General features: G+C 67.4%; 19 protein-coding genes. 2 read left to right on the forward strand and 17 right to left on the reverse strand.

All coding sequences use genetic code 11. The features are described 5' to 3' along the window. Positions 1 to 54: 54 nt before the first annotated feature. Positions 55 to 2,520: a GH92 family glycosyl hydrolase gene (locus J3A72_RS14680; RefSeq protein ID WP_075077211.1), complete on the reverse strand. Its 2,466-nt coding sequence runs from the start codon at positions 2,518 to 2,520 to the stop codon at positions 55 to 57. A gap of 1,073 nt (positions 2,521 to 3,593) precedes the next feature. Here J3A72_RS14680 and J3A72_RS14685 point away from each other — a divergent pair. Both J3A72_RS14685 and J3A72_RS14690 read left to right on the forward strand, forming a co-directional pair. Continuing rightward, entirely contained in the window at positions 3,594 to 6,668 is a 3,075-nt protein-coding gene (locus tag J3A72_RS14685; RefSeq protein ID WP_075076821.1) for a TonB-dependent receptor, read from the forward strand. 203 nt (positions 6,669 to 6,871) lie between these two features. After that, complete coding sequence (locus J3A72_RS14690; protein ID WP_008267227.1) at positions 6,872 to 7,066, forward strand: heavy-metal-associated domain-containing protein; 195 nt, start codon at positions 6,872 to 6,874, stop codon at positions 7,064 to 7,066. Between the two features lie 77 nt (positions 7,067 to 7,143). Here J3A72_RS14690 and cueR read toward each other — a convergent pair whose 3' ends face one another. The 16 genes from cueR to hisG form a co-directional block, all read right to left on the reverse strand. Beyond that, complete coding sequence (cueR, locus tag J3A72_RS14695; RefSeq protein WP_049440847.1) at positions 7,144 to 7,599, reverse strand: Cu(I)-responsive transcriptional regulator; 456 nt, start codon at positions 7,597 to 7,599, stop codon at positions 7,144 to 7,146. A gap of 11 nt (positions 7,600 to 7,610) precedes the next feature. Beyond that, positions 7,611 to 10,112, reverse strand: coding sequence for a heavy metal translocating P-type ATPase (locus tag J3A72_RS14700; RefSeq protein ID WP_075076820.1), 2,502 nt, complete (start codon positions 10,110 to 10,112; stop codon positions 7,611 to 7,613). Positions 10,113 to 10,262: 150 nt separating this feature from the next. After that, on the reverse strand, positions 10,263 to 13,220 hold the full coding sequence (locus J3A72_RS14705) for a TonB-dependent receptor (RefSeq protein ID WP_075076819.1): 2,958 nt from the start codon (positions 13,218 to 13,220) through the stop codon (positions 10,263 to 10,265). Between the two features lie 378 nt (positions 13,221 to 13,598). Beyond that, positions 13,599 to 14,330, reverse strand: coding sequence for a copper homeostasis protein CutC (locus tag J3A72_RS14710; protein ID WP_075076818.1), 732 nt, complete (start codon positions 14,328 to 14,330; stop codon positions 13,599 to 13,601). After that, the gene (locus J3A72_RS14715; protein WP_041863371.1) at positions 14,327 to 15,325 is read right to left on the reverse strand and encodes a N(4)-(beta-N-acetylglucosaminyl)-L-asparaginase; all 999 of its coding nucleotides are present in this window, start codon (positions 15,323 to 15,325) and stop codon (positions 14,327 to 14,329) included. The genes J3A72_RS14710 and J3A72_RS14715 overlap by 4 nt, the downstream gene beginning before the upstream one ends. A 51-nt stretch (positions 15,326 to 15,376) precedes the next feature. Then, entirely contained in the window at positions 15,377 to 16,399 is a 1,023-nt protein-coding gene (locus J3A72_RS14720) for a glucokinase (protein ID WP_075076817.1), read from the reverse strand. An 84-nt stretch (positions 16,400 to 16,483) separates the two neighbouring features. Continuing rightward, on the reverse strand, positions 16,484 to 16,768 hold the full coding sequence (locus tag J3A72_RS14725) for a hypothetical protein (protein ID WP_075076816.1): 285 nt from the start codon (positions 16,766 to 16,768) through the stop codon (positions 16,484 to 16,486). 36 nt (positions 16,769 to 16,804) lie between these two features. Further along, complete coding sequence (locus J3A72_RS14730; protein WP_032957989.1) at positions 16,805 to 18,394, reverse strand: calcineurin-like phosphoesterase family protein; 1,590 nt, start codon at positions 18,392 to 18,394, stop codon at positions 16,805 to 16,807. 98 nt (positions 18,395 to 18,492) lie between these two features. Further along, entirely contained in the window at positions 18,493 to 19,113 is a 621-nt protein-coding gene (hisIE, locus tag J3A72_RS14735) for a bifunctional phosphoribosyl-AMP cyclohydrolase/phosphoribosyl-ATP diphosphatase HisIE (protein ID WP_014646954.1), read from the reverse strand. Then, positions 19,103 to 19,879, reverse strand: a complete 777-nt coding sequence (gene hisF / locus J3A72_RS14740) for an imidazole glycerol phosphate synthase subunit HisF (protein WP_014646953.1) — start codon at positions 19,877 to 19,879, stop codon at positions 19,103 to 19,105. The genes hisIE and hisF overlap by 11 nt, the downstream gene beginning before the upstream one ends. Beyond that, entirely contained in the window at positions 19,873 to 20,607 is a 735-nt protein-coding gene (gene hisA / locus J3A72_RS14745) for a 1-(5-phosphoribosyl)-5-[(5-phosphoribosylamino)methylideneamino]imidazole-4-carboxamide isomerase (protein ID WP_014646952.1), read from the reverse strand. The genes hisF and hisA overlap by 7 nt, the downstream gene beginning before the upstream one ends. Then, positions 20,604 to 21,206: an imidazole glycerol phosphate synthase subunit HisH gene (hisH, locus tag J3A72_RS14750; protein ID WP_075076815.1), complete on the reverse strand. Its 603-nt coding sequence runs from the start codon at positions 21,204 to 21,206 to the stop codon at positions 20,604 to 20,606. The genes hisA and hisH overlap by 4 nt, the downstream gene beginning before the upstream one ends. Next, on the reverse strand, positions 21,203 to 22,276 hold the full coding sequence (gene hisB / locus J3A72_RS14755) for a bifunctional histidinol-phosphatase/imidazoleglycerol-phosphate dehydratase HisB (RefSeq protein ID WP_014646950.1): 1,074 nt from the start codon (positions 22,274 to 22,276) through the stop codon (positions 21,203 to 21,205). The genes hisH and hisB overlap by 4 nt, the downstream gene beginning before the upstream one ends. Further along, positions 22,273 to 23,367 (reverse strand): histidinol-phosphate transaminase, encoded by a 1,095-nt coding sequence (gene hisC, locus J3A72_RS14760; protein WP_049440829.1) that lies wholly within the window; start codon positions 23,365 to 23,367, stop codon positions 22,273 to 22,275. Before hisC ends, hisB begins: the two co-directional genes overlap by 4 nt. Then, on the reverse strand, positions 23,364 to 24,659 hold the full coding sequence (hisD, locus tag J3A72_RS14765) for a histidinol dehydrogenase (RefSeq protein ID WP_032957995.1): 1,296 nt from the start codon (positions 24,657 to 24,659) through the stop codon (positions 23,364 to 23,366). Before hisD ends, hisC begins: the two co-directional genes overlap by 4 nt. Continuing rightward, positions 24,656 to 25,567: an ATP phosphoribosyltransferase gene (hisG, locus tag J3A72_RS14770; RefSeq protein WP_075076814.1), complete on the reverse strand. Its 912-nt coding sequence runs from the start codon at positions 25,565 to 25,567 to the stop codon at positions 24,656 to 24,658. Before hisG ends, hisD begins: the two co-directional genes overlap by 4 nt.

Genomic DNA, 25,567 nt, shown 5'->3' on the forward strand with positions numbered 1-25,567 from the left:
GGGCCGTGTCGTGCCGTGCCGTTCGCTGGGTCACCGCGAACGGCACCGTCCGGCTCAGCGCAGCTGGCTGCCCGGTGCCGCGCACCAGGATACCGGCAGATCCTTCACCGCCGTGCCCCAGCCCTGCTCCGGCACCTTCGCATCCAGCGCAAAGCGCACGCGCGGGCCCTGCTGCAGGCGGTTCCAGTCCAGCCACACCGGTGCATGCGCCTGGCCATCGACCTGCACGCCCTGCACATACTGCAGGCGGCGGCCATCGGCGCCCGGCGCGTCGATGCGCAGGGTGCGGCCATTGCCCATGTCCACTTCCACCTTGCTGAAGCGCGGGGTGTGCAGCAGGAACTGGCCGCTGCCCGGCACCGCCGGGTACACGCCGATGGCACTGAACAGGTACCAGGCCGACATCGTGCCGAGGTCATCGTTGCCGGTCACACCGTTGGGGGCATTGGTGAACAGCTGCTGCGCCGCACGCACCACGGCCGCGGTCTTCCACGGCTGGCCGATCAGCGTGTACAGCCACGGCGAGTGCAGGTCCGGCTCGTTGTTCGGGTTGTAGCGGAACTGGTTGTAGTAGCTGTACGGCCCGACCACCCACGCCTTGCGGGCGGCATTGAGCGGATCGGCCTGCAGCGCGTCCATCGCGAAGAACGCATCGAGGCGGCGGCCCGCCTGCTCGCGGCCGTCCATCGCTTCGACCAGGCCCGGCACGTCCTGCTGCGCCAGCCACTGGTACTGCCACGCCGTGCCCTCGTGGAAACCGTGGTGCGAACGCGGGCTGTAATGGCCGTCGGACGGGGTGTACCACTGGCCGTCCTCGGTACGCGGGCGCGGGAACCCGGTGAAGCCGGTCTCGGCGTCGCGCACCTGCGGGTCCCACACCTTGCGCCAGTTGCGGCCGCGCTCGCGCAGCGTCGCCGCATCCTGGGCATGGCCCAGGCCGTCGGCCATCTGCGAGAGCGCGCAGTCGGCCAGCGCGTACTCCAGCGTGGCCGAACCACCGTGGTGCGGATCGACGTCCATGCCCTTGGACGGGAACGCACGGTCATAGGCCACGTAGCCCTTGTCCAGGTAGGTCGGGTTGCCGGAGCGGCCGGCCATGCGCGAGTTCAGCGGCGGCGTGCCGAAGGCATTGCGGCGCAGCGCATCCCACGCCTGCGATTCACGGCCCTTGAGTGCACCGAACCGCCACAGGTCGACCATGAACGGGGTGACCGGATCGCCGGTCATGATGTTGGTTTCGAAGTTGGCATAGCCCCAGCGCGGCAGCCAACCGCCCTGCTCATCGATCGCCAGCAGGGTGCGGCCGATGTCGCGCGCCACGTCCGGGCGGGTCAGTGCCAGCCACTGGTTCTGCGCGCGGTAGGTATCCCACAGCGAGAAGTACTCGTAATAGGTCCAGCCTTCGGCACGGTGGATGCCATCGTCATAGCCGCGGTAGCGGCCATCGGCATCGTTGCCGGTCATCGGCTGCAGCAGCGCGTGGTAGACCGCGCTGTAGAACACGGTGCGGTCATCGGCGGTGCCGCCCTGCACGCGTACACGGCCAAGCTGCTCACGCCAGGCCTGCTGCGACAGCGCGCGCATGCGGTCGAAACCGAGCAGCGACCCACCCTGCATGCCCTCGGCACGCAGGTTGGTGCGCGCGCCTTCGGCATCCACGTGCGAGATCGCGCTGACCGCCGTCACCGACTGGCCCTTGGCCAGGTCGAAGCTGAGCCAGGCACCGTTCGGCTTCTGCTCGCCTTCCATGCTGTGGCGCGCGCCCGGCAGGCCGCCGCCCTCACCCCAGGTGCCATGCGCCTTGAACGGACGGTCGAACTCGATGCGGAACCAGGTGGTGTACTGATGGCCGCCGCAGAAACTCTTGGTGACCAGCTTGCCCTCGACCACGCGGTCGCCGACCACATCGACCACGCTGCCGATCACCGAATGGCGCTCGTTGGCCTGGCCGACATTGACCAGCACGTGGCCATCGCCACTGCGCTGGCTGAAGGTGTAGCGCTCGGCCGCAGCACGGGTACGCGCGGTCGCCTCGGCATCGATGCCGCCGTAGCTGGTCAGCCGCACCTTGTAGTAGCCGGCCTGGCCGACCTCGCCATCGTGGGTGTAGGACGCGGCGTAGGCCTTGTGGTCGAACTGCCTGGCGTTGCCGGTATCGAAATCGCCGCCCGGACCGATCGAGCCCGTGACCGGCAGCACCGACACCTGGCCGCCCTGTTCCCAGCAGCCGGCACCGGAGATGAAGGAGTGGCCGAAGCCACGGATCTTCTCGTCGTCATAGCGCCAACCCGAATAGTGGCTGCCGATCGGGCTGACCTGGATCAGGCCGAACGGTGCCGACGCACCCGGGAACGTGTTGCCGTCGTCCTTGCTGCCGATGAAGGTGTTGACCTCGCGCTCCAGCGCTGCCGGCGCGGCCTGCAGCAGCATCGGCGCCGCCGACAGCGCAAGCAGGCAGGCCAGGCGCGCCAGCGGGCGCGAGGATGATGGGACGGCGGGAGCGGACGGCACTGGACGCATGTCGGGTTCCTGTAGTCGATGACGCAGAGACAGACGGCCCGGGCCTTCCGGCACCGTTCCGCTGAGCTCTGCCTGGACCGGCAGAAGGCTCCCCCTGGAATGACGCCCGACCCACGTGACCGTGGATTTAGATCGATTCAAGTAGAGCATGCAGGTTCAGCCGAATGCATTCTGCGGCGCAGCATGAGGGGGTATTCGGCAGGGCTGCGCCCTGCACCCGCGGTAGTGCCGGCCGCTGGCCGGCAACCTCAGAAGCAACAGCCGAAGCAACAGCAAAAGCCGGCGATCCGTGGAATGGCGGGGTGGGTCCGGTTGCGAGGGACGCCGTAAACCCATCCCTGGGGGCTTGGCCGCGGCATCCATGCCGCGGACACCCCCGCAACCGGACCCACCCCGCCTTCGACAGATTTCCGCGAACTGTGGATGGATCCACGCCATGCGTGGATGAATCTCTGTCAGATATCGAAATCAATCCGGGGTCAGATCCGTTTTCCAACGGGAAACGGATCTGACCCCATGACCCCATGTCGCTCCAGGATCAGTCCAACCGTCACCGGGAAACTGCCAAAGGTGGGGCGGTGTGGGCTGGCAGGACCGTTGGCGCCATGGATGGCGCCATCGAGCCCCTATGGAAGGGTTTACGGCGTGTCCTGCCAGTCCACACCGCACCGCCAAACCCAGACAACCCAGAGCCGCTTTGGCTTTGGCTCTTGCCGGCCAGCGGCCGGCACTACCCGCAGGTGCAGGGCGCAGCCCTGCCGCCCCCCTCCCTGCGCACGAAAACGATTTCACTGATTTCAGCAAACCGTCATCCCTACGCCACGCCAGTACCATATTGCGGAGCAGCATGCGCCCAAGGGCGACCCATGCTAAAAATCGCCCGCCCATCGCTTAGATCGATCCAAGACGACGCTGCGATGGCCGGGAGTTGGGGGAGCAGCAACAGGACGTACACCAGGCCACGCGTGCGGTGCTACTGCCACTGCATGGCGACAGCGACAAATTCACTTCAAATTAGATCGATTCAAGTTGTCCGTGCCACGTCACCGGATCAATCCAGGAGAGAGGGAGAGATGGGAATGAAGCATTCAACACGTACGCACGGCCAGGACGCATTGTCGCTGGCCATCGCGCTGGCCCTGGCTGCCGCCGTCATTCCGGCAGGCGCCGCCGCGCAGCAGGCCACGACCACCAGCTCGCAGGACGCCACGACTCTGGACAGCGTCCAGGTCACCGGCTACCGCTACGCCATTGAAAAGAGCCTCGAGCAGAAGCGCGATGCCAACGCCGTGGTCGAAGTGATCACCGCCGAAGACGTCGGCAAGTTCCCCGACAAGAATGTGGCCGACGCCCTGCAGCGCGTGCCCGGCGTGGTCATCACCCGCAGCGGTGGCGAAGGCAAGAGCGTCAGCGTGCGCGGCCTTGCACCGGACCTGACCCTGACCCAGTTGAACGGCAACTTCGTCGCCTCGTCGGAGACCAACAACGAAGCGACCCGCTCCTTCAACTACACCCTGCTGCCGTCGAACATGCTGTCCAGCGCCGAGCTGTTCAAGTCGCCGGAAGCACGCATCGACGAAGGCGGCATCGGCGGCACGGTCATCCTGCATACCCGCCGTCCGCTCGACATGGAATCCAACTCCGGCTACGTGAACCTGGAGGGCACCACCTCAGACACCAGCCACGACGTCGATCCGCAGGTGTCGGCGCTGTATTCCTGGCACAGCAAGGACGAGCGCTTCGGCGTGCTGGTCGGCGTGACCCAGCAGAAACGCACTACCCGCACCATGGAGGCCAGCACCGAGGACTACCAGTGGTACGGCAACGGCACCACCGCCCGCGATGCCAACGGCAACCTGCTGGAGCAGGATGGCATCCACTACTGGTGGGGCGAGTCCGGTTTCAACAACCAGACCGGCAAGAACTACAGTGAGTTCTTCATGCCGACCTCGGTGAACTTCGCGGTGAAGGAAGAGAAGCGCGAACGCAAGGGCGGGCAGCTGACCTTCCAGTTCAAGCCGGTCGACAACGTCACGATGACGGCCAACTACTTCCGCTTCGAGCTGCAGGGTGACTACACCCAGAACATGCTGAAGGTGCCGGAGTGGAACCTGGCCCGCTACAACCAGGACGGCAACTGGGCCGGCGGCCGTCTGCTCAATGGCCTGGACTTCGATCCGAGCGGCAGCATCGTCACCGGCGCGCAGTACCAGAAGCTGGCCGGTAAGACCTACTACTGCAGCGAGGATGAAGCGGCTGCCGCCGGCCTCAAGCCCGGTGGCTGGGGCCCGGACGACTGCACCATCCCCACCCCGCAGCTCACCGGCGGCTACAGCAAGGAAAAGGCACTGTCGCAGACCGCGGACCTGACCATTGACTGGGACATCAGCCCCCTCTGGAAAGCCTCGTTCACCGGCGGCCGCACCTGGTCCGAAGGTGGTCCGTCGATGAACTTCCGCATGTCGGCCAAGCCGCGCCGCAAGGTGGGCAACCAGTGGCAGTCCGGCAACCAGTACACCGCGTGGGACCTCACCGGCACGCCGTCGGTGCAGTTCTCTCCCGACCTGCAGCAGCAGCTGATGGCCGGCGTCGCCGAAGTCGATACCGGTTCCACCGACTCGTCGTGGATGCAGACCGAAGTCAAGCAGAACTACTTCCAGGCAGACGTCACCAAGCTGTTCGAGGCCGGCTGGCTGGACTCGATCCAGTTCGGTGCCAAGTACCGCGACGGCAAGGTCCACCGCAACACCGGCAACACCTACTGGGTGTGCCCGGGCCTGGACCCGTCCGACTATGACAACAACCGTTACCAGGCCGGTTGCGATCCGACCGCTGGCAACGCGCAGCCGGGCTTCTTCCTGTCCAACCCGATCAGCAACATCACCGGCGCCTTCAACGCCAATGTGTTCCCGGGCATCAACTACCCGGCCTACATCGATTACCTGAACAAGACCTACGGCGGCTCGCACAACCGCACCGAAGAAGACTTCGTCTACGACGTCAACGAGAAGATCTACTCCGGCTACTTCCAGGCCAACTTCCGCACCGAGCGCGTGCGCGGCAACGTCGGCGTGCGCGTGGTGCGCACCAAGCAGTTCGCCCAGTCCAGCGACTCGGTCGAGCGCTTCAACGACTACTTCGTCGACAACGCCAGCGGCGCGCCGATGAGCTGCGATGATCCGGCCGCCGATCCGAACCTGCGCTGCCAGGGTGGCTTCGTCCGCCTGCCCGACGCCCAGGTGCGCGACAAGGTGTACGCCCTGTCGTCGCTGGAGAAGACCTATACCGACGTGCTGCCGAGCTTCAACATTGCCTGGGACATCACCGACAACCTGGTGCTGCGCGGTGCGGCGTCGAAGGTGGTCGCGCGCCCGAGCTACACCAGCATCGCCTATCCCGGTGGCCTGCGTTACATCAGCGAGGAGTACGCCAACGATCGCCGTGTCACCGGCGGCACCGACACGCCCGGCTGGTACGGCTCGGGCAGCAACAAGGCGCTGGAGCCGTTCAAGGCGGTCCAGTTCGACCTGGGCCTGGAGTGGTACTTCCAGCCGGGCGCGGTCGCAGGTGTTTCGCTGTTCCGCAAGAACGTGGACAACTTCACCGTGCCGGTGGTGCGCGACCAGCAGATGAACGTCGGCGGGCAGTCGGTCACCGTGCAGAAGTACGAGACCCAGGCCAACGGCCGCGATGGCGTTTCGCAGGGCGTGGAGCTGTATGGCCAGTACACCTTCGACTTCGGCCTGGGTGTGCAGGCCAACTACACCTACAACGACACCAACCTGGCCTCGATCGTGCTGGACGGCGAGGAAATCGGCTCATCGCCGCTGGTCGGCAGCGCCAAGAACCAGGCCAACGTCACCGTGTTCTACGAGAACGACAAGTTCCTGGCGCGTGCCTCGTACAACCGTCGCGGTGAAGTGGTCGGCGGGCTGAACAATGGCATGACCACCTACACCAAGCCGTACAGCCAGCTTGACCTGAACGTGGCCTACAACCTGACCCCGGACTGGACGGTGACGGCTGCCGTGCTGAACGCCACCAAGTCCGAGCTGCGCAGCTACATCGGCAACGACAGCCAGGCCCGCCTGCTGTCCAACCTGTACGCCGGTCGCCAGTTGTACTTCGGCGTGAACTGGAAGTTCTAAGCCCGCACCGGGTTGCCCGGGCGCGCCCCGGTGCAACCCGTGCCCTGCCCTGGCGGGGACGTTCCTCCACGGCAGCCGCGCTGGTACAGGTGGCTGCCGTTTTTTTTGTCCGCGCCTTGTTCGTCGTTCAGCCCGACGCTTGACCCTGCCATCGTTGGAAGGTGCACACTGGTCCCATCCCAAGAGCAGCGAAGGAGCTACAGATGGAATTCCATGTCGACGGCATGACCTGCGGCGGCTGCGCGCGCAGCGTGACCCGTGCGATCCAGCAGATCGATCCCAACGCCAGCGTGGTGGCCGATCCGCCGACCGGGCTGGTCAAGGTGCAGACCACCGCGTCGCAGGAACAGGTGTTCGCCGCGGTGAACGATGCCGGCTTCCCGCCTCGCACTGCCTGATTCCCTGAACTGCATCCAGAACCAAGCCCGCCCCGTGCATGTCACAGGGCGGGCTTTTCAGTGCACGCGATATCGATTCAATGCTTCTGTGCGCGTCGCCGCACCGCGCCGGTCTTGGCGGCGACGACCGGCACCGGGGCATCATGGTCTTCGCCCAACCGCTCCAGGATCGGGCATTCCGGGCGCTCGTCACCCGCGCAGCAGCTGATCAGCGACTTCAACGTGTCGGCCATCTGCCGCATGTGCTCGATGCGTTGCTCCAGGTCGGCAATGTGCTGTTCGGCCAGGTGCTTGACGTCGGCGCTGTGCCGCGAGGTGTCATTCCACAGGCCCAGCAGATCGGTGATCTCGGCCACCTGGAAGCCGAGGTCGCGCGCGCGGCGGATGAAGCGCAGGCGGTGGATGTCCGCCTGCGAGTACGCCCGGTAGCCCGACTCGGTGCGATCAGCCGCAGGAATCAGGCCGATCTGTTCGTAGTAGCGGATCATTTTCGCCGACACGCTGGAGGCCTTGGCGGCTTCACCGATATTCATGCGGTTCTCCCTCAATGGATCGCGGCGGGGGCGTCCGCCATCGGCGGCTGGAAGCGGCGCAGGCGCAGCGCGTTGCCCAGCACGAACACGCTGGACAGTGCCATCGCACCGGCCGCGAACACCGGCGAGAGCAGCACGCCCCAGACCGGATACAGCACGCCGGCCGCCACCGGAATCAATGCGGTGTTGTAAGCGAAGGCCCAGAACAGGTTCTGGCGGATGTTGCCCAGCGTCACCTTCGATAGTGCAATGGCATTCGGCACGCCCTGCAGGTTGCCCGACATCAGCACGACATCGGCCGACTCGACCGCGATATCGGTGCCGGTGCCGATGGCCAGGCCGACATCGGCCTCGGCCAGCGCCGGCGCATCGTTGATGCCGTCGCCGACGAAGGCGACATGGCCATGTGTGGCCTTCAAGCGGCGCACCGCCTCGACCTTGCCTTCCGGCAGCACCTCGGCCACCACGTCGTCGATGCCGAGCTGGCGCGCGATCGCCTGCGCGGTACCAGCGTTGTCACCGGTGATCATCGCCACCTTGAGGCCAAGCTGATGCAGTGCCGCGATTGCGGCCGGCGTGCTCGGCTTGATCGGATCGGATACCGCGATGATTGCGGCCAGGCGGCCGTCGATGGCGGCATACAGCGGCGACTTGCCCTGGATGCCCAGCTCTGCCGCCAGCGTCGCAAACAAAGTGATGTCCACGCCCAGGTCGCGCATGAAGCGATCGGCACCGACCTCCACGCGTGCACCCTCGACACTGGCCCGCACGCCCATGCCGGTGACCGATTCGAAGTCGACCATGCCCGGCAACGCGATGCCCTGGCCGGTCGCGGCATCAACAATCGCGCGGGCGATGGGATGCTCCGAGCGCGACTCCGTTGCGGCAACTGCCGCCAGCACCGTGTTGTGATCGAAGCCGGCAGCAATCTCCAGATCGGTCAGGCGCGGGCGCCCTTCGGTCAGCGTGCCGGTCTTGTCCACCGCCACCACCTGTGCATCCTTCAACAACTGGAGCGCTTCACCCTTGCGGAACAGCACACCCATCTCGGCGCCACGGCCGGTCCCGACCATGATCGAGGTCGGCGTCGCCAACCCCATCGCGCACGGGCAGGCAATGATCAGCACCGCCACCGCATTGACCAGCGCGAAGCTCAGCGCTGGCGAGGGCCCGAAGATCAGCCAGACTGCGAAGGTCGCCAGCGCGGCCAGCATCACCGCCGGCACGAACCACAGGGTGACCTTGTCGACCACCGCCTGGATCGGCAGCTTCGAGCCCTGCGCCTGTTCGACCATGCGGATGATCTGCGCCAGCATGGTCTGCGCGCCCACCGCCGTGGCACGTACCGTCAGTGCGCCCTTCTGGTTGACCGTACCGCCCACCACGCTGCTGCCCGGCTGCTTCTCGACCGGGATCGGCTCGCCGCTGATCATCGACTCGTCGATGTAGCTGCGGCCCTCGACCACCTCGCCGTCGACCGGCACGCGCTCGCCCGGGCGCACTTCCACCACGTCGCCGCTCAGCACTTCATTGACCGGGACATCCACCGTCCGGCCGTCACGGACCACGTGGGCAACCTTCGCCTGCAGATTGACCAGTCGCTTGATCGCCTCGGAGGTGCGGCCCTTGGCCCGGGCCTCAAGGAAGCGGCCGAGCAGGATCAGCGCAACGATCACCGCCGCTGCTTCGTAGTAGACGTTCACCGTGCCCGCCGGCAACAGCGTCGGCAGGAACGTGGCCACCACCGAGTAGCCAAACGCTGCGGCAGTGCCCACCGCCACCAGCGAATTCATGTCCGGCGCCAGCCGCAGCAGCGCGGGGATGCCCTTCTGGTAGAAGCGGCGGCCCGGGATGGCGAGCACCAGCGCGGTCAGCACGAACTGCAGGTACCAGCTGGCCTGCATGCCGATGGTGGACATCACCCATTCGTGCATGCCGGGGATCAGGTGCGACCCCATCTCCAGCACGAACACCGGCAGCGCCAGCGCGGACGCCACGATCAGGTCGCGCTTCAGTTCGGCGCGCTCGGCATCCTTCTTTTCCGCGGCCTCGTCATCGGACTGCACGCCGGCTTCAATCACGCGTGCGTCATAGCCGGCCTTGTCGATCGCGGCGACCAGCGCTGCAACTTCCGCCATGCCACGCACCGTGGCGCGCTCCGTGGCCAGGTTCACGCTGGCCTGGCTGACGCCGGGCACGGCCAACAGCGCACGTTCGACTCGGCCCACGCAGGACGCACAGGTCATGCCCTCGACCGACAGCTCGGTGGTGGCAGCGGGCACGTCGTAGCCCACCCGCTCCACCGCCTGGATCAACGCGGCCCGATCGACCGGACCGGACGGGCGGATATCCGCGCGCTCGGTGGCCAGATTGACCGAAACACTGCCCACGCCTTCGACCCTGGACAGCGCCGCCTCGACCCGGCCGACACAGCTGGCACAGGTCATGCCCTCGATGGGCAGGCTGATGGTGGCAGGGCTTGCGGGGGCTGCAGTGGCGCGGGGCGTGCTCATGATCGGATTCCCGGGGCTCCTTCTGGATGCGGACAGGCTAAACCTTGCCATCGTGGGAAGGTCAAATCCAGCCTGTCCGCATTTCCTGAATGGGCACCCGGGTGTCCATATCCACGCATGGCGTGGACCTACCGGCGGAGGCAGGTCACCTCAGAAGGTGAACACATACTCCAACGCGAACTCGCGGCCGACCGCGCCCAGCAGGCGGGTCGGAGCGAAGTCGTAATCCAGCTTGTACGGGTCCTTGTGGTTCCAGCTGGCGGCGTTGAAGGCGTTGTTGACGTACACGTTTACCTTCGCGTGTTCGGTCACCTGGTAGCCCACGTTGAAGTTCCAGGTGATGAACGGCCCCACTCGACCGTAGTAGCGCGCCGTCTGCTGCCCGGCGTTGGGGTTCGGGTTCACCGAACCATCCGGCAGCCGTGCCGGCTCCAGGCAGTTCAGCGACGGGCTGTCACTGGGCACGTAGCCATCGGCGAACGGCAGGCAGCCACCAGGGTTGTCCAGGCGGTCGGTACCCCAGTGGTAGCGCACGCCCGGCACCGAACCGATGCGGTCGGCATAGACATTGGCGTTCCAGTTGCCGCGCTGCCAGGCCAGGCTCGCGCGCAGCTTGCTGCGCAGGTCACGATCGCGGCGTTCCGGATTCGGGTCGGCGGCGTAGCGTTGCTCCTTGGTCGAGATCTGGTTGGTGTAGTTCACGCCCAGCTGGAAGCTGCCCCACCGCGCGGTTTCCAGGCGATAGCGCGCGGTCAGGTCGATGCCGCGCACCTCGCGGCTGGCCAGGTTGAACGGGCCGCGCTCGATCGATACCAGGCGACCGTTGCTGTCACGGTTCACGCGGGCCAGGATGCCGGCGCAGTACTCGCCACCGGCCGGGTTGGCCCATGGCGTACCGTCCATGTTCTTGCCGGTCAGGCAGCCGGCCTCGCTGGCCAGCACCTCATCGGCGCCGACGTCGACGATCATGTCTTCCAGCTTGATCGCCCAGTAGTCGGCACTGACCGACAGGTTCGTCAGCACGTCCCAGACGAAGCCGACCGTCCACGAATCACCGGTCTCCGAGCGCAGCAGCGGCGTCCCACGCCGGTTCACGTCGAACGTGTACCAGACGTCGGTGTTGCCCACGCCACAGTTGTTGACCAGGTACGCGCCGCTCTGGATGCAGCGCAGGCGGTCATAGGTCTGCACTTCCGAACTGCTCGGCTGGCCCAGCAGGTAATGCATGTCCGGCGCATGGAAGCTGGTGGCGTACGAGCCACGCACCAGCAGCGATTCGACCGGGCGCCATTCCAGGCCGACGTTCCAGGTGGTTTCCTTCTGGCTGCCGATGTCCAGCGCTTCGCTGCTGTCATCGGCCTTGTAGTTGCCATAGCGGTCGTAGCGCGCGGCCGCAGTGGCGGTCACGCTGTCCAGCAGCGGGATCTTGAACTCGACGCCGGCCGAGTAGCGGGTACGCTCGCCGCCGCCGCGATCGACATTCTGCAGGTCGAAGTCGATGCCAGCGCGCGGGTCCGGACTGAGGTGATAGCCCTGCTGCGCGACTTCAGCCACCGCCGCAAACGAAATCGGGCCGGCCCAGCCCTGGAACAGCTCGCCGGTGATATCCGCCGACGCCTGGTTGACCCATGACGCCGCGCGGTTCTTCGCCACGGTCCCCATCTGCCAGTACTGGTCCGGCGTCAGCGGGTTCCACCAGCGCGATTCGTTCAACGCATAGATCGCCTCGCCATCGGCGGTGGTGCCCAGGCGCGGGCCAAGGAAGTAGTCATACGACTTCTGCTTGTCGACCACGTTCTGCCGTTCTTCCACGCGGTAATAGGAACGCCCCACCGTGGCACTCCAGTCAAAACGGTCGGCCAGGCGCCCGCGCAGGCCCGCGCTCCAGTCCCAGGACAGTTCGCGGTTGGTGTTGCGCAGCGTATCCAGGCCCCCGACTTCGTTCGGGGTGAACTGGCGCACGCCCAGGATCGGCCGGTTGCGGTTGGCATCCCAGTAATAGCCGTTGTCATCGTCGATCAGCGACACGCCGGGCGGATTGGTGCCCCAGATCGCTTCGGAGCGATACACCGCCAGGTTGGTCCAGGCCTGCAGGTCATTGCTGAAATCGAAGGTGGCGTACAGGTTTCCGGACACGTTCTCGGCGCCGCCGGTAAGCAGCCAGTTGGCGTAGTCGGCGCTCATGCCGCACAGGCGGCCGGTGTTGGTGATGCGGTTGGCGGCGTAGTTGTAGACCAATCGATCGGCGGTGTAGTACTCGCCGTCGAATTTTTCGCAGGTGCCGGTGGGCGGCGCCAGGCGCTGGCCCGTGGTCGGATCGATCAGCGCCAGACCGGCGGTGGGACGGAAGCCGACCTTGCGTTGTTCCATGTTCCAGGACGGGTACGGCGCATCGTCGGCATCGTCCATCTGCGGGCGATCACGCCCGAACAGCGGGTCGCGCTTGGTGTACTGCAGCGCGTAGGTCACGCTCCAGTTGTCGCCGGTCTTGCCACCGGCCCAGGACAGATCCCAGGTATCACGTCCGCCTTCGCTGGAAGTGCCGCCGCGCACGCGCACTTCGTCGCCGTCGTAGTTGGTTTTGAGGATGACGTTGACCACGCCGGCGATCGCATCCGAACCGTAGATGGCCGAGGCGCCACCGGTCAGCACTTCAATGCGCTCCACCGCCGCGGCCGGAATGTTGCCGTAGTTGGAGAAGTTGGTTTCGCCACCGTAGGGCAGCGGGTAATCCGCTACACGACGGCCATTGACCAGCAGCAGCGAGCGGTTCGGGCCCATCCCGCGCAGGTTCAGGCCGCTGGCATTGGGCGTATGCGAGCCCCATTGCGATGCGGCTTCAACGGTGCCTGTGGCCTCGGTGAGGGTCTTCAGCGCGTCGTACACGCTGACAAAGCCTTCCTTCTGGATCTGCGCGGCGGTGATCACGTTGACCGGCGCCGGGCCCTCGACGCTGGCGCGCTTGATGCGCGAGCCGGTGACGGTGACCGCGTCCAGATCCTTGGTGGACGAACTGGCAGCTTCCTGCGCGCTGGCCGCCAGCGGCAACAGGGCCAGGATCAGGGCCTGGGACAGCAGGTGGCGACGCTTGTGGACGATCTGAGCCATGGGTGGTTGCTCTTCGAAGATGTGGACGCACGGGCGGACGGTGGCGCGGCACTACGACGGATCCAGGCGCTTGGATCGGTTCACGACCGATATGGCACCTCCCCTGTGGATCGATCCAAACTAAAGCACAGCTGAACCACGCCCGGCATGCGGCAACGCAGCAACAGCCGGCGAGATGCCGCTATCGGCTGCCGGTGTCCAGAACAATCAAAGAGTTGCGACGCATCGCTGACAGAACGGCGCACGAAGTAGTGACATGATCACGACAATCGCGCGCGGAACGGTTTTGTCCGTCGCGTGCCTGCGGCCGGGGTTGCGACAGGGGTCAGATCCCTTCGCAGAAGGGATCTGACCCCGGGCCATGCCCGACGGATTCGATCAGCCGTCCAGCGCCTGCCGCAGCGCGGCCACGGTAGCGGCGGCGGTCTGGCTCCAGTCCGGGTCCAGACCGCGCAGCGCCGGGTTCTGGAACTGCATCGCCGAGCGGCGCAGGCCTTTTGCGGAGGCGTGCAGTTCGGTACAGCCGGTCTGCCGCGCGACGGTTGCGATGTTGCCCGGGGCCAATCCGGCGCCAGCCATCACCGTGATGCGCCCCGCCGCCTGGGTGACCAGGCCCGCCAGCACATCGGCACCGGCCTCGGCGCTGGCCTGCCCGCCCGAGGTCAGCACGCGCTGGCAGCCCAGCCCGATCACCTGCTCCAGCGCCGCCGGCAGATCGCGGGCGGCGTCGAAGGCGCGATGGAAGGTCACCTGCAACGGCCCGGCGGCCTGCACCAGTTCCCGGCACAGCGCCAGGTCGATGCCGCCCTGCACGTCCAGCGCGCCGATCACCACGCCATCGCAACCCAGCGCGCGGCACTGCGCGATGTCACGCAGCATCAGTTCGGTTTCCAGCGCGTCGTAGTGGAAGTCGCCCGGGCGTGGCCGCACCAGCACGAACAGCGGAATCGACAGGCGCTCGCGGGCCATCGCGATGCTGGCGAACGACGGCGTGGTGCCGCCCTCGGCCAGATTGTCGAACAGTTCGATGCGGTCGGCGCCGCCAGCCTGCGCGGCCAGCGCCGAGGCCAGCGAGTTGCTGGCGATCTCCAGGGTCAGCCGCGTACTCACGCCTGGGTGCTCGTGTAGATCGACGGCGAGTCACGCAGGTCATCCTGGCGCTGCGCATCGCACACCGCATAGACGAAGCCACGATGCAGCGCATAGGCGCCGACCTCGCCCTGCTTGTTCATGGCCAGGAAGCACACCTGCAACGTTCTGCTCGCTTCCGGGCGCTTGCGCACCACGCGGTCGATGGCTTCACGGCAGGCCTGCGCCGGTGAACGCCCCTGGCGCATCAGCTCGACCACCAGGAACGAAGCCGCGTTGCGGATCATCTCTTCACCCACCCCCGAAGCAGTGGCCGCGCCGACGTCGTTGTCGACGTACAGGCCGGCGCCGATGATCGGACTGTCGCCAACGCGACCGTGCAGTTTCCACGCCATGCCGCTGGTGGTGCAGGCACCGGCCAGCTGGCCCTTGGCATCCAGTGCCAGCATGCCGATGGTGTCGTGGTTGTCGCTGTTGCCGGGAATGCCACGGCGCTCGGCATTGATCTGCGGCTGGTACTTCTCGGTCTTCAGCCACTCGCGCCAGGCCGCTTCGGCCTGCGGCGTCAGCAGATGCTTGCGCTCGAATCCCTGCTGCACCGCGAACTGCTGCGCGCCCTCGCCGACCAGCAGCACATGCGGGCTGTTCTCCATCACTTTGCGGGCCACCGACACCGGATGCAGGATGTCCACCAGCGCGGCCACTGCACCACAACGGCCATCGCCGTCCATGATGCTCGCATCCAGGCTCAGCACGCCGTCGCGATCCGGATTGCCGCAATGGCCAACGGTAGGGTTGCACAGCTCGCTCTCGGCCCAGCGTGCGCCCGCCTCCACCGCATCCAGTGCGCTGCCACCCTGCGCCAGCACCTTCCATGCGGCCTGGTTGGCCGGTACGCCGAAGTCCCAGGTGGAGACCACCCGGGCCCCACCCTGCGTGCGCGCCTGCACGCCCGGCAATGCCGCCATGCCTGCGGCCAGTGCACCGGCCTGCAGGAACTGCCTGCGATCCACCATTTTCCCCTCCCAGTCTGCAATGCACGGCCGGCCCGATGCCAACCCTGCCGATCAGTCGTGCGTGGGCTGCCGTGCGGCGTGCCAGACCGCTGCGCCGAGCACGCCCAGCTGGCCATGCTCCACGCGCCACACCGGCACCTGGCGCAGCACCTCGGTCAGCACGCCCTTGTTGAGGAAGCGCTCACGGAAGCGGCCATCGGCCAGGAAATCCTGCACATGCGCGGAAATGCCACCGGCCAGGTACACCGAGCGCGCGCCGACGGCGATCGCCGCGTCGCCGGCCAGGCTGCCCAGCCACGCACAGAAGACCTGCAACGTTTCCACCGCCAGTGCATCCTCACCGCCACGCGCGGCGCCGATCAGCGCCTCCGTACTGTTCCACACCGGAGTGACGCCGCGCAGTTCGCACAGGCACGGATACAGGTTCATCAGGCCGCTGCCGGACAGCACGCGTTCGTTGTCCACGTGCGGCCAACGCTGCAGCAGGCGGCCCAGCACCTGCAGTTCCAGCGCGTTGCCGGCGCCCAGCGCGGCATGACCGATCTCGCTGGCCAGCACCGGACGCTCGCCATCAGCGAAACGCAGCGCGGCGCCCAGCCCGGTACCCGCGCCCAGCACCAGCGCCGGGAAGGCCTTCGCCGGATCGGCGTCACCGTTCAGTGGCACCAGGGCTTCCGGCTGCAGGTAGGGGATGGCCAACGCCACCGCTTCGAAATCATTGATCAGCTGCAGGTCGTGCAGCCCGGACTGCGCGCGGGTGGCCGACAGCGAGACCGTCCACGGCAGGTTCGAGTTGATCAGCACATCGCCATCCAGCAGGCCAGCGATGGCGACCACCGCGGTCTGCACCGGGTGGCCGAGGCCGGCGGTGAAATCGGCCAGGATCGCGGCCAGGCTGGAATGCTCGGCACAGGCATAGGTACGGTGGCTGCCCAGCAGCGGCGTCTGGCCGGGTCGGGTTTCCGCCAGCGCGAGCCGGGCAAAGGTGCCGCCGACATCGGCGACGACCAGACGGCGCGGAAGACCGCCGCGGGCGGAGTCGGAGGAAACCGTTGACGCTGCTGCGATGGTCACGCTGGCCTGCTTGGATCGATTGAATCGCCCCGATTCTCAGGCATCGGGACGGCTTTGCCTAGCGCGCCGGTGGTTCAGGTGAACCTACATGCCTTCCTGTTCGGCCACCTGCACCCCATCCACCAGCACGCGCAGGCGCTGTGGGCGGAAGCCGGCGAAAAACAGCGGCCGGGTGCGCTCGACCAGCACTTCGTGGCCGGCGATGTGGCGCAGCCACGACTGTACCAGCGAGAACGAGAAGTGGGTGCCCGGATGCAGCGGGTGCTGCACCCAGACCTTCTCGGTGGCGCTCTGCAGCAGCATCGCGCCGGTGAACCAGTGGCGGCTGAGGGTCACCGGTGTGGTGCCGGCCATGAAGCGGATATCCATGCGGGGTCCTTTCGCTGGAGCGCTGGTGCGCGGGGGTCAGGGCTGGGCAGTCTGCAGGCTGTAGCTGGTGGTGGCGGTGAACACTGCGCCATCAGGCTGGGTGGAGCGTACCTCGACCTTATGGCTGCCCACTGCAAGATCGGTCGGCAGCGCGCCACGCCACAGGTGCGGCGACGCAGTGGCCTCCGGCGAACGGTCGTAGCCGCGCAGGCTGCTGGCCAGATCATCGGCCACGTTCTCCACCATCAGGCGCGGGTCGGGCTGGCTGACCTGCTTCATCGGCTGCCAGGCGCCGCCATCGACACGGTACTCGACCACGCTCCGATCCTCGCCCATGTAGACGTTGGCGTAGACACCCCACGCCGGGTAGGCCCCCTGGCGCAGCACCTTCGGCGCGTGCAGGCCGATCTGCTCGCTGGCCGGCCTGCCGGCCACGCGGTACTGCAGGCGATAGCTGCCGTTGCCGGCCACGTCGAGCAATGCATAGCCCTTCGGCGTGCCGTCGCTCATGGTGCTGTCCGGCACGCCAGCGGCATTCTTCACGCCCGACCAGAACGCACCGCAGTTGGCACCGACGTTGTATTCGTGCAGTGGCTTGTCGCCGTTCCAGCCCTCGGCCTTGCCGTGGTAGACGTGCTGCTGGGTGTGGCTGTGGCCGCTGAGCACCAGTACGTTGCGGAAGTCCTTCAGCAGGTCGAACAGGCGCTGGCGGTCAGCATGGCGGAAGGTCTCGCGCCCCGGCGCCGCGTCGAACAGCGGGATGTGCATGCCCAGCACCAGCAGGCGGTCCTTGTGCAGGCCCTTCAGGTAGCTGGCGAGGAAGGCGAACTGGTCTTCGCGCAGGCCGCCGATGTACTTCGGCCTGGCCTTGGGGTCGTACACCACGTCGTCCAGGAACACGAAACTGGCGCCGCCCTCTTCCACCGCGTAGGTGTCCGGGCCGTAGATGTTGCGCCAGCTGTCCAGTGAGTGTTCGTCGCTGGCCGCATCGAAGTCGAGGTCATGGTTGCCCGGCACGTGGAACCACGGCACGCCGAGTTCGGTGGTGACCTTGTTGATCGCCGGGTACAGGGTCAGGTCGTCGTTGACGATGTCGCCCAGGGTGGTGCCCATGCGTGCCCTGGTCTGGCCGACCAGTGGCGCCACGATCGACTGCTGGTAGTAGCCGATGTCCTTCAGGCTGGCGGTCTGCGAATCGGTGAATACCAGCATCTGGAAACCACGACGGCTGTCATGCCGATCCGACTGCAGGGCGAAGTCCCAGTTGCGGGTGACGTCGCTGGTCGCGGCGATGCCGCCGTACTTCAGCGCCGGCGAGCCGTTCGGGCGGTAATGGCGCCAGAACGAAGGCAGGCCGTCCGCCGCCTTCGGGAAGGCGTAGGCATCGGGCTTGATCACGAATACGGTCTGGCCGTCGCGCACCGGCAGGCTGTAGCTGCCGTCAGCGGCAGTCTTGACGATGGTCTCGCCGTTGGAAACCTGCACCCCGGCCAGGCCCGGATCGGTCGCACCGCGGCCGGGCTTGCCGTCACGCTCCAGATAGACCTTGCCGCTGACCACGGTGTCCGCGGCCCAGGCCGGCGAGGTCAGCAACAGGCAGCACAGCCAGGCGGCAGGCAGTTTCATGGGCGGTCCGGGAAAGAAGAAGACCACCTATTGTAGAGCCGAGCCATGCTCGGCTGCATTGCAGAGGTGGGTGCGGACCGTTGGTCCGTACGCCTTCCTCAACGATGGCGTTTTTCCAGCACCGCGCGCGCATCATCCAGCGACAGCCCGCGCGCGCGCAGCAGCACCAGCAGGTGGTACAGCAGGTCCGACGCCTCGCCCAGCAATGCCTCATCATCCTGCGCCACGGCGGCCAATGCGGTCTCCACGCCCTCCTCACCCACCTTCTGCGCGATGCGGCGGATGCCGCCTTCAAACAGGCTGGTGGTGTAGCTGCCGGGAGGGCGCTGCGCGTCACGCATGGCCACCAGCTGGCCCAGCCCACCCAGGAAATCCTTCGGCGCCTGGTCGAAACAGCTCTCGGCACCGGTGTGGCAGGTCGGCCCGGCCGGGCGCGCCATCACCAGCAGCGTATCGGCGTCGCAGTCGACACGGATCGACTGCACCACCAGCACGTTGCCGGACTGCTCGCCCTTGGTCCACAACCGCTGCTTGCTGCGGCTGAAAAAGGTCATGTGGCCGATGGCCAGCGTAGCCGCCAGCGATTCGGCGCTGACATAGCCCAGCATCAGCACCTGCAGGGTATCGGCATCCTGCACCACGGCCGGCAGCAGGCCGTCGCCCTTGCCCCAGTCCAGCGCCTGCAGCGCATCCAGCGATGGCCTCACTTCAATAGACATCCCGCACCTCGATCTGCTGTCCGCGCAGGTAGCGCTTCAATTCTGGAATGGCGATGGCGCCGCTGTGGAACACACTGGCCGCCAACGCACCGTCGACGTCGGCCTGGTCGAAGGCGTCGGCGAAGTGCTCCATCGCTCCGGCACCACCGGAGGCAATCAGCGGCACCTGGCACAGCGCCCGCGCCTGCTGCAGCTGCACGACATCGTAGCCACGGCGCACACCGTCGCTGTCCATGCAGTTCAGCACGATCTCACCGGCTCCACGCCGTTGCGCTTCGACGATCCAGTCGAGCGTGCGCAGCGGCACCGCCTGGGTCTTGTCCGGATCGCCGCTGAAACGACGCACCCGCCATTGCCCGTCGGCCTCGCGCACCGAATCGACCCCCACCACAACGCACTGCACGCCGAACTCGTCCGCCAGCTCGGTGATCAGCTCCGGCCGGCCCAGCGCCGGCGAATTGATCGACACCTTGTCAGCACCGGCGAACAGCACGCGGCGCGCGGTTTCCACGCTGTCGATGCCACCGGCCACACAGAACGGAATGTCGATCAGGCGCGCGATGCGCTCGATCCAGGCGACGTCAACCGACCGTGCCTCGGGACTGGCGCCGATGTCATAGAACACCAGCTCGTCCGCGCCCTGGTCGCGATAGCGCTGTGCCAACTCGGCGATGTCGCCCATGTCGACGTGATCGCGGAAGCGCACGCCCTTGACCACGCGGCCATCGCGCACGTCCAGGCACGGAATGATGCGGCGGCTCAACATGCCAACGCCTCGCTCAGGTCCATGCGCTGCTCCAGCAGTGCCTTGCCGAGGATGGCACCTCCGCAGCCGGCGGCACGCGCCTCGGCCACATCGGCCACGTCACGGATGCCACCGGACGCCTGCACCGCCACACCCGGCAACAGCGCCGACAGGTGCTGGTAGAGGCTGATGTTGGGCCCGGCCAGCATGCCGTCGCGGGCGATGTCGGTGCACAGCAGATGGCGCATGCCGGCGCGCGCGTAGCGCCGGGCCAGGTCATCCAGGGTCACCCCGGCGTTCTCGGTCCATCCGTGCACCGGCAGCTGCCACTGCCCCTGTGCGTCCTGGCGCGCGTCCAGCGCAATCGTGATGCGATCGGCGCCGAATTCCTCCAGCCAGCCGACCACTTCATCGGGACGACGCACCGCCAGCGAACCCACCACCACGCGGCCGGCGCCAGCGTCGAGGATGCGCGCCACATCGTCGCGGCCGCGCACGCCACCGCCGGTCTGCACCTGCAGCGGGGTCTGCGCACGAATGGATGCCAACAGCGGCGCCAGCGTGTAGCCACCGGCCCGTGCGGCATCCAGGTCGACCAGATGCATCCACTGCGCGCCCTGCGCGGCGAAGGCCTGCGCGCGCGGCAGAGGGTCATCCCCATAGGAGGTTTCCTGCGCGTAGTCGCCCTGGCGCAGCCGCACCACGCGGCCGTCGCGGATATCCAGCGCGGGGTAGACGATGAAACTCATGCAGCAGTGCCCTCGAGGAAGTTGCGCAGCATCAGCGAGCCGGTCTCGCCGGAGCGCTCGGGATGGAACTGTGCGCCGCAGTAGCGCCCCTGCTCCACCACGGCGGTGAACAGGCCACCGTGGTCGCAGGCAGCGACGGTGTGGGTATTGAGCGGCGCCGCATAGCTGTGCACGAAGTAGGCGCTGGCGCGTTCCGGCACGCCCTGCAGCAACAGCGATTCGCGCAGCGGCAGCAGGCGGTTCCAGCCCATGTGCGGCACGCGGATGCCACAGGCCGGCACCAGCTTGCGTACCACGCCCGGAATCAGTCCCAGTGTCTCTACGCCCGCTTCCTCGGAGCGTTCGAACAGCAGCTGCATGCCAAGGCAGATGCCCATCAACGGCACCTCCAGTCGCTGCAGCGGTTCCACCAGGCCCTGAGCGTGCAGGCGCTGCATGCCGGGACCGGCGGCGCCGACGCCGGGCAGGATCACCCGCCGCGCACCAACCAGGCCGTCCGCATCGCGCACCAGCCGCACCGTCGCGCCCAGGCGCTCCAGTGCGTAGCGCACCGAGCCCAGGTTGGCGCCACCGGCATCGATCAGCGCAACATCGCTCACAACGCCCCCTTGGTACTCGGCAGTGCCGTGCCCTGCCGGGCCAGCGCCGGACGCAGCGCGCGCGCCAGCGCCTTGAAGCAGGCCTCCACCTTGTGGTGATCGTTGTCGCCGCGCACCTGCAGGTTGAGGTTCAAACCGCTGGCATCGCACAGCGAACGGAAGAAGTGCGGCACCAGCTCGGTCGGCATATCGCCCACGCGCTCGCGCTTGAACTCGCCCTCGAACACGAAATAGGGACGGCCGCTGAAGTCCAGCGCAGCGCTGGCCAGGGTCTCGTCCATGGGCAGGGTGAAGCCGTAACGGCCAATGCCGCGCTTGTCGCCCAACGCCTCGCGCAGGGCCTGGCCCAGGGCCAGCCCGGTGTCCTCGATGGTGTGGTGCTCGTCGATGTGCAGGTCACCCTCGGCCTGGATGTCCAGCGCGAAGCCGCCGTGCTTGCCGATCTGCTCCAGCATGTGGTCGAAGAACGGCAGGCCGGTGGCAATGCGTGCATCGCCCGCGCGGTCCAGGTCCAGCTCAACGCGGATCTTCGTTTCTTTGGTGTTGCGCTGGACAACGGCGGTGCGCGGCGCGTCGGCCAGCGCATGGGCGATTCCCGGCCAGTCCCACTCCCCACCAAACTGCGCGGTGCGCAGCTGGAAACCACGGATGTTGAGGTTGGCGGCAAACTGCAGGTCGGTGATCCGGTCACCGACCATGCCCGAGCGTGCCCAGTCGATGCTGCGGTCCTGCAGGTAGGCGGTCATCAGGCCGATGCCCGGCTTGCGGGTCGGCGCATTGTCCTGCGGCCAGCTGGAATCGATCAGCACGTCACGGAAGGTGATGCCCTGGCTCTCGAAGATCTGCAGCATCAGGTCGTTGGGGCCATCGAAGCTGGCGCGCGGGTAGCTGTCGCTGCCGAGGCCGTCCTGGTTGGTGACGATCACGAACTGGTAGCCGGCATCACGCAGCTTCAGCAGCGCCGGGATCACCTGCGGCACGAAGCGCAGCTTTTCGTAGGCGTCGATCTGGAAGTCGGACGGCTCCTCGATGAGGGTACCGTCGCGGTCAATGAAGAGGATCGGGGTCATGCTGCGGCCCTCCGCGCCGACAGGGCCGCAAGCACGCGGTCATTCTCTTCGGGGCTGCCGATGCTGATGCGCAGCGCATCACCCAGCTGCGGCGCAGCACGCTGGTCGCGCACCACCACGCCCGCAGCCAGCAGCGTATCGAACGCGGACTGGGGATCGGCGAAGCGGACCAGCAGGTAGTTGCCGGCCGAGGCATACACCCGGCACACGCCGGGCAGGCCGACCAGGGCTGCACGCAGGCGCTCGCGCTCGGCGATCACCGTGGTCACGCGCTCGGCGGTGCGCGCCAGCGCGGCCGGCTGCAGTGCCTGCACGGCCAGTTCCGCGCACGGCGTCGGCACCGGGTACGGCGCCTGGCAGCGACGCAGCAGGGCAATCAGCTCCGGGGCAGCGATCAGCGTGCCAACGCGGGCGGCCGCGAGCGCGTGCGCCTTCGACAGCGTGCGCAGCACCGCCAGATTGGCGTGCGCGGCCAGCAACGTGGTCGCCGACGGCCGTTGTGCATACTCGACATAGGCCTCGTCCACCACGACCAGCGCCTGCCCGCGCAGCGCAACCGCCACGCGCTCGACCTCATCCAGGGCGATGTCACTGCCGGCCGGGTTCGACGGCGCACACAGGAACACCAGCTTGGCACCCTGCGCCTTGGCCGCGTCGATCACCGCATCCAGATCGGTGCGCAGTCCATCCTCGCTGTCCACCAGCGGCACTTCAATCAAGGCGGCACCCTGCAGGCGAGCGCAGACGGCGTACATGCCAAACACCGGCGGCGTGACCAGCACGCCATCGCGACCCGGCACGCACAGCGCGCGCACCAGCAGATCAATGGCTTCGTCGCTGCCGCGACCGATCAGCAGCTGCTGTGGCGTCACGCCGTACAGCGCCGCCAGTCCCTCGCGCAGCGCGAGCGGCTGCGGCTCCGGATAGCGCCGGCTGCTGCCTGCGGGATCGGCCGCATTGGCCCAGGCCGACTCATTGGCATTCAACCAGACCTCGCCCTGCACCGCCGCGCTGCGTGCCGAGCTGTAGCCGGCGAAGGCCTGCAGGTCCGGGCGCACCAGTGCCAGCACCTCATCGATCGCCGCGCTCATGCCGCCACCTCCATGCGCAACGCAACGGCACGCTCGTGCGCATCCAGGCCTTCGGCACGGGCGATGATGCGCGCGCAGCCGCCGATCGCGGCCAGGCCGGCGGCGCTGGCGCTCTGCACGCTGATCAGGTTCTGGAAGCTGGCAACGCTCACGCCGCTGTAGGCACGCGCGGCACCGGCGGTGGGCAATACGTGGTTGGTGCCGCTGCAGTAGTCACCCAGTGCTTCGGGGGTGTAATCGCCCAGGAACACCGAGCCGGCCGCCTGCACCTTGTCCAGCCATGCGCGCGGATCACGCAGGGCCAGGATCAGGTGCTCTGGTGCATAGCGGTTGCTGATCGCGAACGCCTCGTCCAGCGCATCGACCTGCACCAGCCGCGATGCCGACAGTGCCTGGCGCGCGATCTGCTGGCGCGGCAGCAGGGCCACCTGGCGCTCAACCTCGGCTTCGACCGCCGCCAGCATCACGGCGTCGTCGGTCAGCAGCAGCACCTGAGAATCCGGACCGTGCTCGGCCTGCGACAGCAGGTCGGCGGCGACGAACGCCGGATTGGCGCCAGCATCGGCAATCACCAGCACCTCCGAAGGACCGGCAGGCATGTCGATGGCGGCGGCGCCGTCCTGTGCGACCTGCTGCTTGGCTTCGGTAACAAAGCTATTGCCCGGCCCGAACAGCTTGTCGCAGGCCGGAATGCTGGCCGTGCCATAGGCCATCGCCGCGATCGCCTGCGCGCCGCCCAGCTTGAACACGCGCTGCACGCCGGTCAGGCGGGCGGCTACCAGCACTGCCGGATCGGCACTGCCGTCGGCGCGCGGCGGGGTGCACAGCACCACCTGCGGGCAACCGGCCAGCTGCGCCGGAACGCCCAGCATCAACGCGGTGGACGGCAACGGCGCGCTGCCAGCCGGTACGTACAGGCCCACCCGGCCGATCGGGCGCAGCATGCGTTCGCAGACCACGCCCGGCGCGGTTTCAACTGCATAGCCTTTGCCCATGCCAGCGGCGTGGAAGCGCGCAATGCGTTCGGCGGCGTCCACCATCGCCTGTCGCAGTTCGGCGGGCACGGCGGCTTCGGCAGCGGCGAATTCGGCTTCGGAAACTTCAAACGAGGCCAGCTCGACGCCATCGAAACGCGCCGTAATCGCACGCAGCGCATCGTCGCCCTGTGCACGCACCTGCGCGATCAGGGCCGCTACGGCATCGCGGGTCTGCTGCGCCACGGCCTGCACCGGGCGGGTCAATGCCGCGCTGCGCGCGGCCTCATCAAGTCGGGACCAGATCAGACGGTTCATGCCAGTGATCGCTCCACGCTCAGTACCATCAGGCCCTGCGCGCCCGCGCGCTCGAGTTCTTCCATGCGCTGCCAGCTCAGCGGGCCGGGGCACATGGTCTGCAGGCGCAGCGCGCCACCATCGGCCGGCAGCCGCACCAGCGGCTCGGCATCGGCCAGCAGCTGCGCCAGCGCGTCGACGCGATCTTCGCTGGCACGGAACATCAGCAGCTTGCGGTCCTGGCGCTGCACCACGCCGTCGAGGCGGCGCAGCAGCATCGCGCGCAGCGATGCACGTGCGTCATCCGGCACGCGCATCGCACCAGCCAGCACCGCCTCGCTGTCGAGCAGGTTGTGTACCGGGGTCAACTGGTTGGCACGCAGCGTGGCGCCGCTGGAGACCAGATCGCAGATCAGGTCGGCGGTACCCAGGCGCGGGGCGATTTCCACCGACCCGGACAGCTCGACCACCTGCGCGTCCACGTCCTGCTCCGCCAGCCACTGCTTGAGGATGGCCGGGTAGCTGGTGGCGATGCGGGTGCCGGCCAGCTGCGCCGGACCCTGCCACTGCCATTCCTCGGGCACCGCCAGCATCAGCCGGCACTGGCCGAAGCCCAGCCCGCGCAGCGCCTGGTAGGCGTCCGGCAGGCCGATCTGGCGACGCGCTGCGGCCTGCTCGTCCAGTTCATTGCGACCGACGATGCCGAGGTCGCAGACGCCATCGGCGATCAGGCCGGGGATGTCGTCGTCGCGCACCAGCAACAGGTCCACCGGCAGCGATTCGCCGTAGCAGAACAGCTTGTCGCGGCTTTCGCGCCAGCTCAGACCACAGGCGCTGAGCAGGTTGCGGGCGGGCTCGGCCAGCCGGCCACTCTTCTGGATGGCGATACGCAGCCGGTCTCGTGCCGGCGCTGCCTGGGTTGCACTCAT

Source organism: Stenotrophomonas sp. PvP093 (assembly GCF_017876915.1).
GTDB classification, from domain to species: Bacteria; Pseudomonadota; Gammaproteobacteria; order Xanthomonadales; family Xanthomonadaceae; genus Stenotrophomonas; species Stenotrophomonas muris.

Coding starts and splice junctions, on each gene's coding strand:
- J3A72_RS14680 (WP_075077211.1), bottom strand. CDS start 2,520: ATGCGTCCAGTGCCGTCCGCTCCCGCCGTCCCATCATCCTCGCGCCCG.
- J3A72_RS14685 (WP_075076821.1), top strand. CDS start 3,594: ATGGGAATGAAGCATTCAACACGTACGCACGGCCAGGACGCATTGTCG.
- J3A72_RS14690 (WP_008267227.1), top strand. CDS start 6,872: ATGGAATTCCATGTCGACGGCATGACCTGCGGCGGCTGCGCGCGCAGC.
- cueR (WP_049440847.1), bottom strand. CDS start 7,599: ATGAATATCGGTGAAGCCGCCAAGGCCTCCAGCGTGTCGGCGAAAATG.
- J3A72_RS14700 (WP_075076820.1), bottom strand. CDS start 10,112: ATGAGCACGCCCCGCGCCACTGCAGCCCCCGCAAGCCCTGCCACCATC.
- J3A72_RS14705 (WP_075076819.1), bottom strand. CDS start 13,220: ATGGCTCAGATCGTCCACAAGCGTCGCCACCTGCTGTCCCAGGCCCTG.
- J3A72_RS14715 (WP_041863371.1), bottom strand. CDS start 15,325: ATGGTGGATCGCAGGCAGTTCCTGCAGGCCGGTGCACTGGCCGCAGGC.
- J3A72_RS14725 (WP_075076816.1), bottom strand. CDS start 16,768: ATGGATATCCGCTTCATGGCCGGCACCACACCGGTGACCCTCAGCCGC.
- J3A72_RS14730 (WP_032957989.1), bottom strand. CDS start 18,394: ATGAAACTGCCTGCCGCCTGGCTGTGCTGCCTGTTGCTGACCTCGCCG.
- hisIE (WP_014646954.1), bottom strand. CDS start 19,113: ATGTCTATTGAAGTGAGGCCATCGCTGGATGCGCTGCAGGCGCTGGAC.
- hisF (WP_014646953.1), bottom strand. CDS start 19,879: ATGTTGAGCCGCCGCATCATTCCGTGCCTGGACGTGCGCGATGGCCGC.
- hisA (WP_014646952.1), bottom strand. CDS start 20,607: ATGAGTTTCATCGTCTACCCCGCGCTGGATATCCGCGACGGCCGCGTG.
- hisB (WP_014646950.1), bottom strand. CDS start 22,276: ATGACCCCGATCCTCTTCATTGACCGCGACGGTACCCTCATCGAGGAG.
- hisC (WP_049440829.1), bottom strand. CDS start 23,367: ATGAGCGCGGCGATCGATGAGGTGCTGGCACTGGTGCGCCCGGACCTG.
- hisD (WP_032957995.1), bottom strand. CDS start 24,659: ATGAACCGTCTGATCTGGTCCCGACTTGATGAGGCCGCGCGCAGCGCG.
- hisG (WP_075076814.1), bottom strand. CDS start 25,567: ATGAGTGCAACCCAGGCAGCGCCGGCACGAGACCGGCTGCGTATCGCC.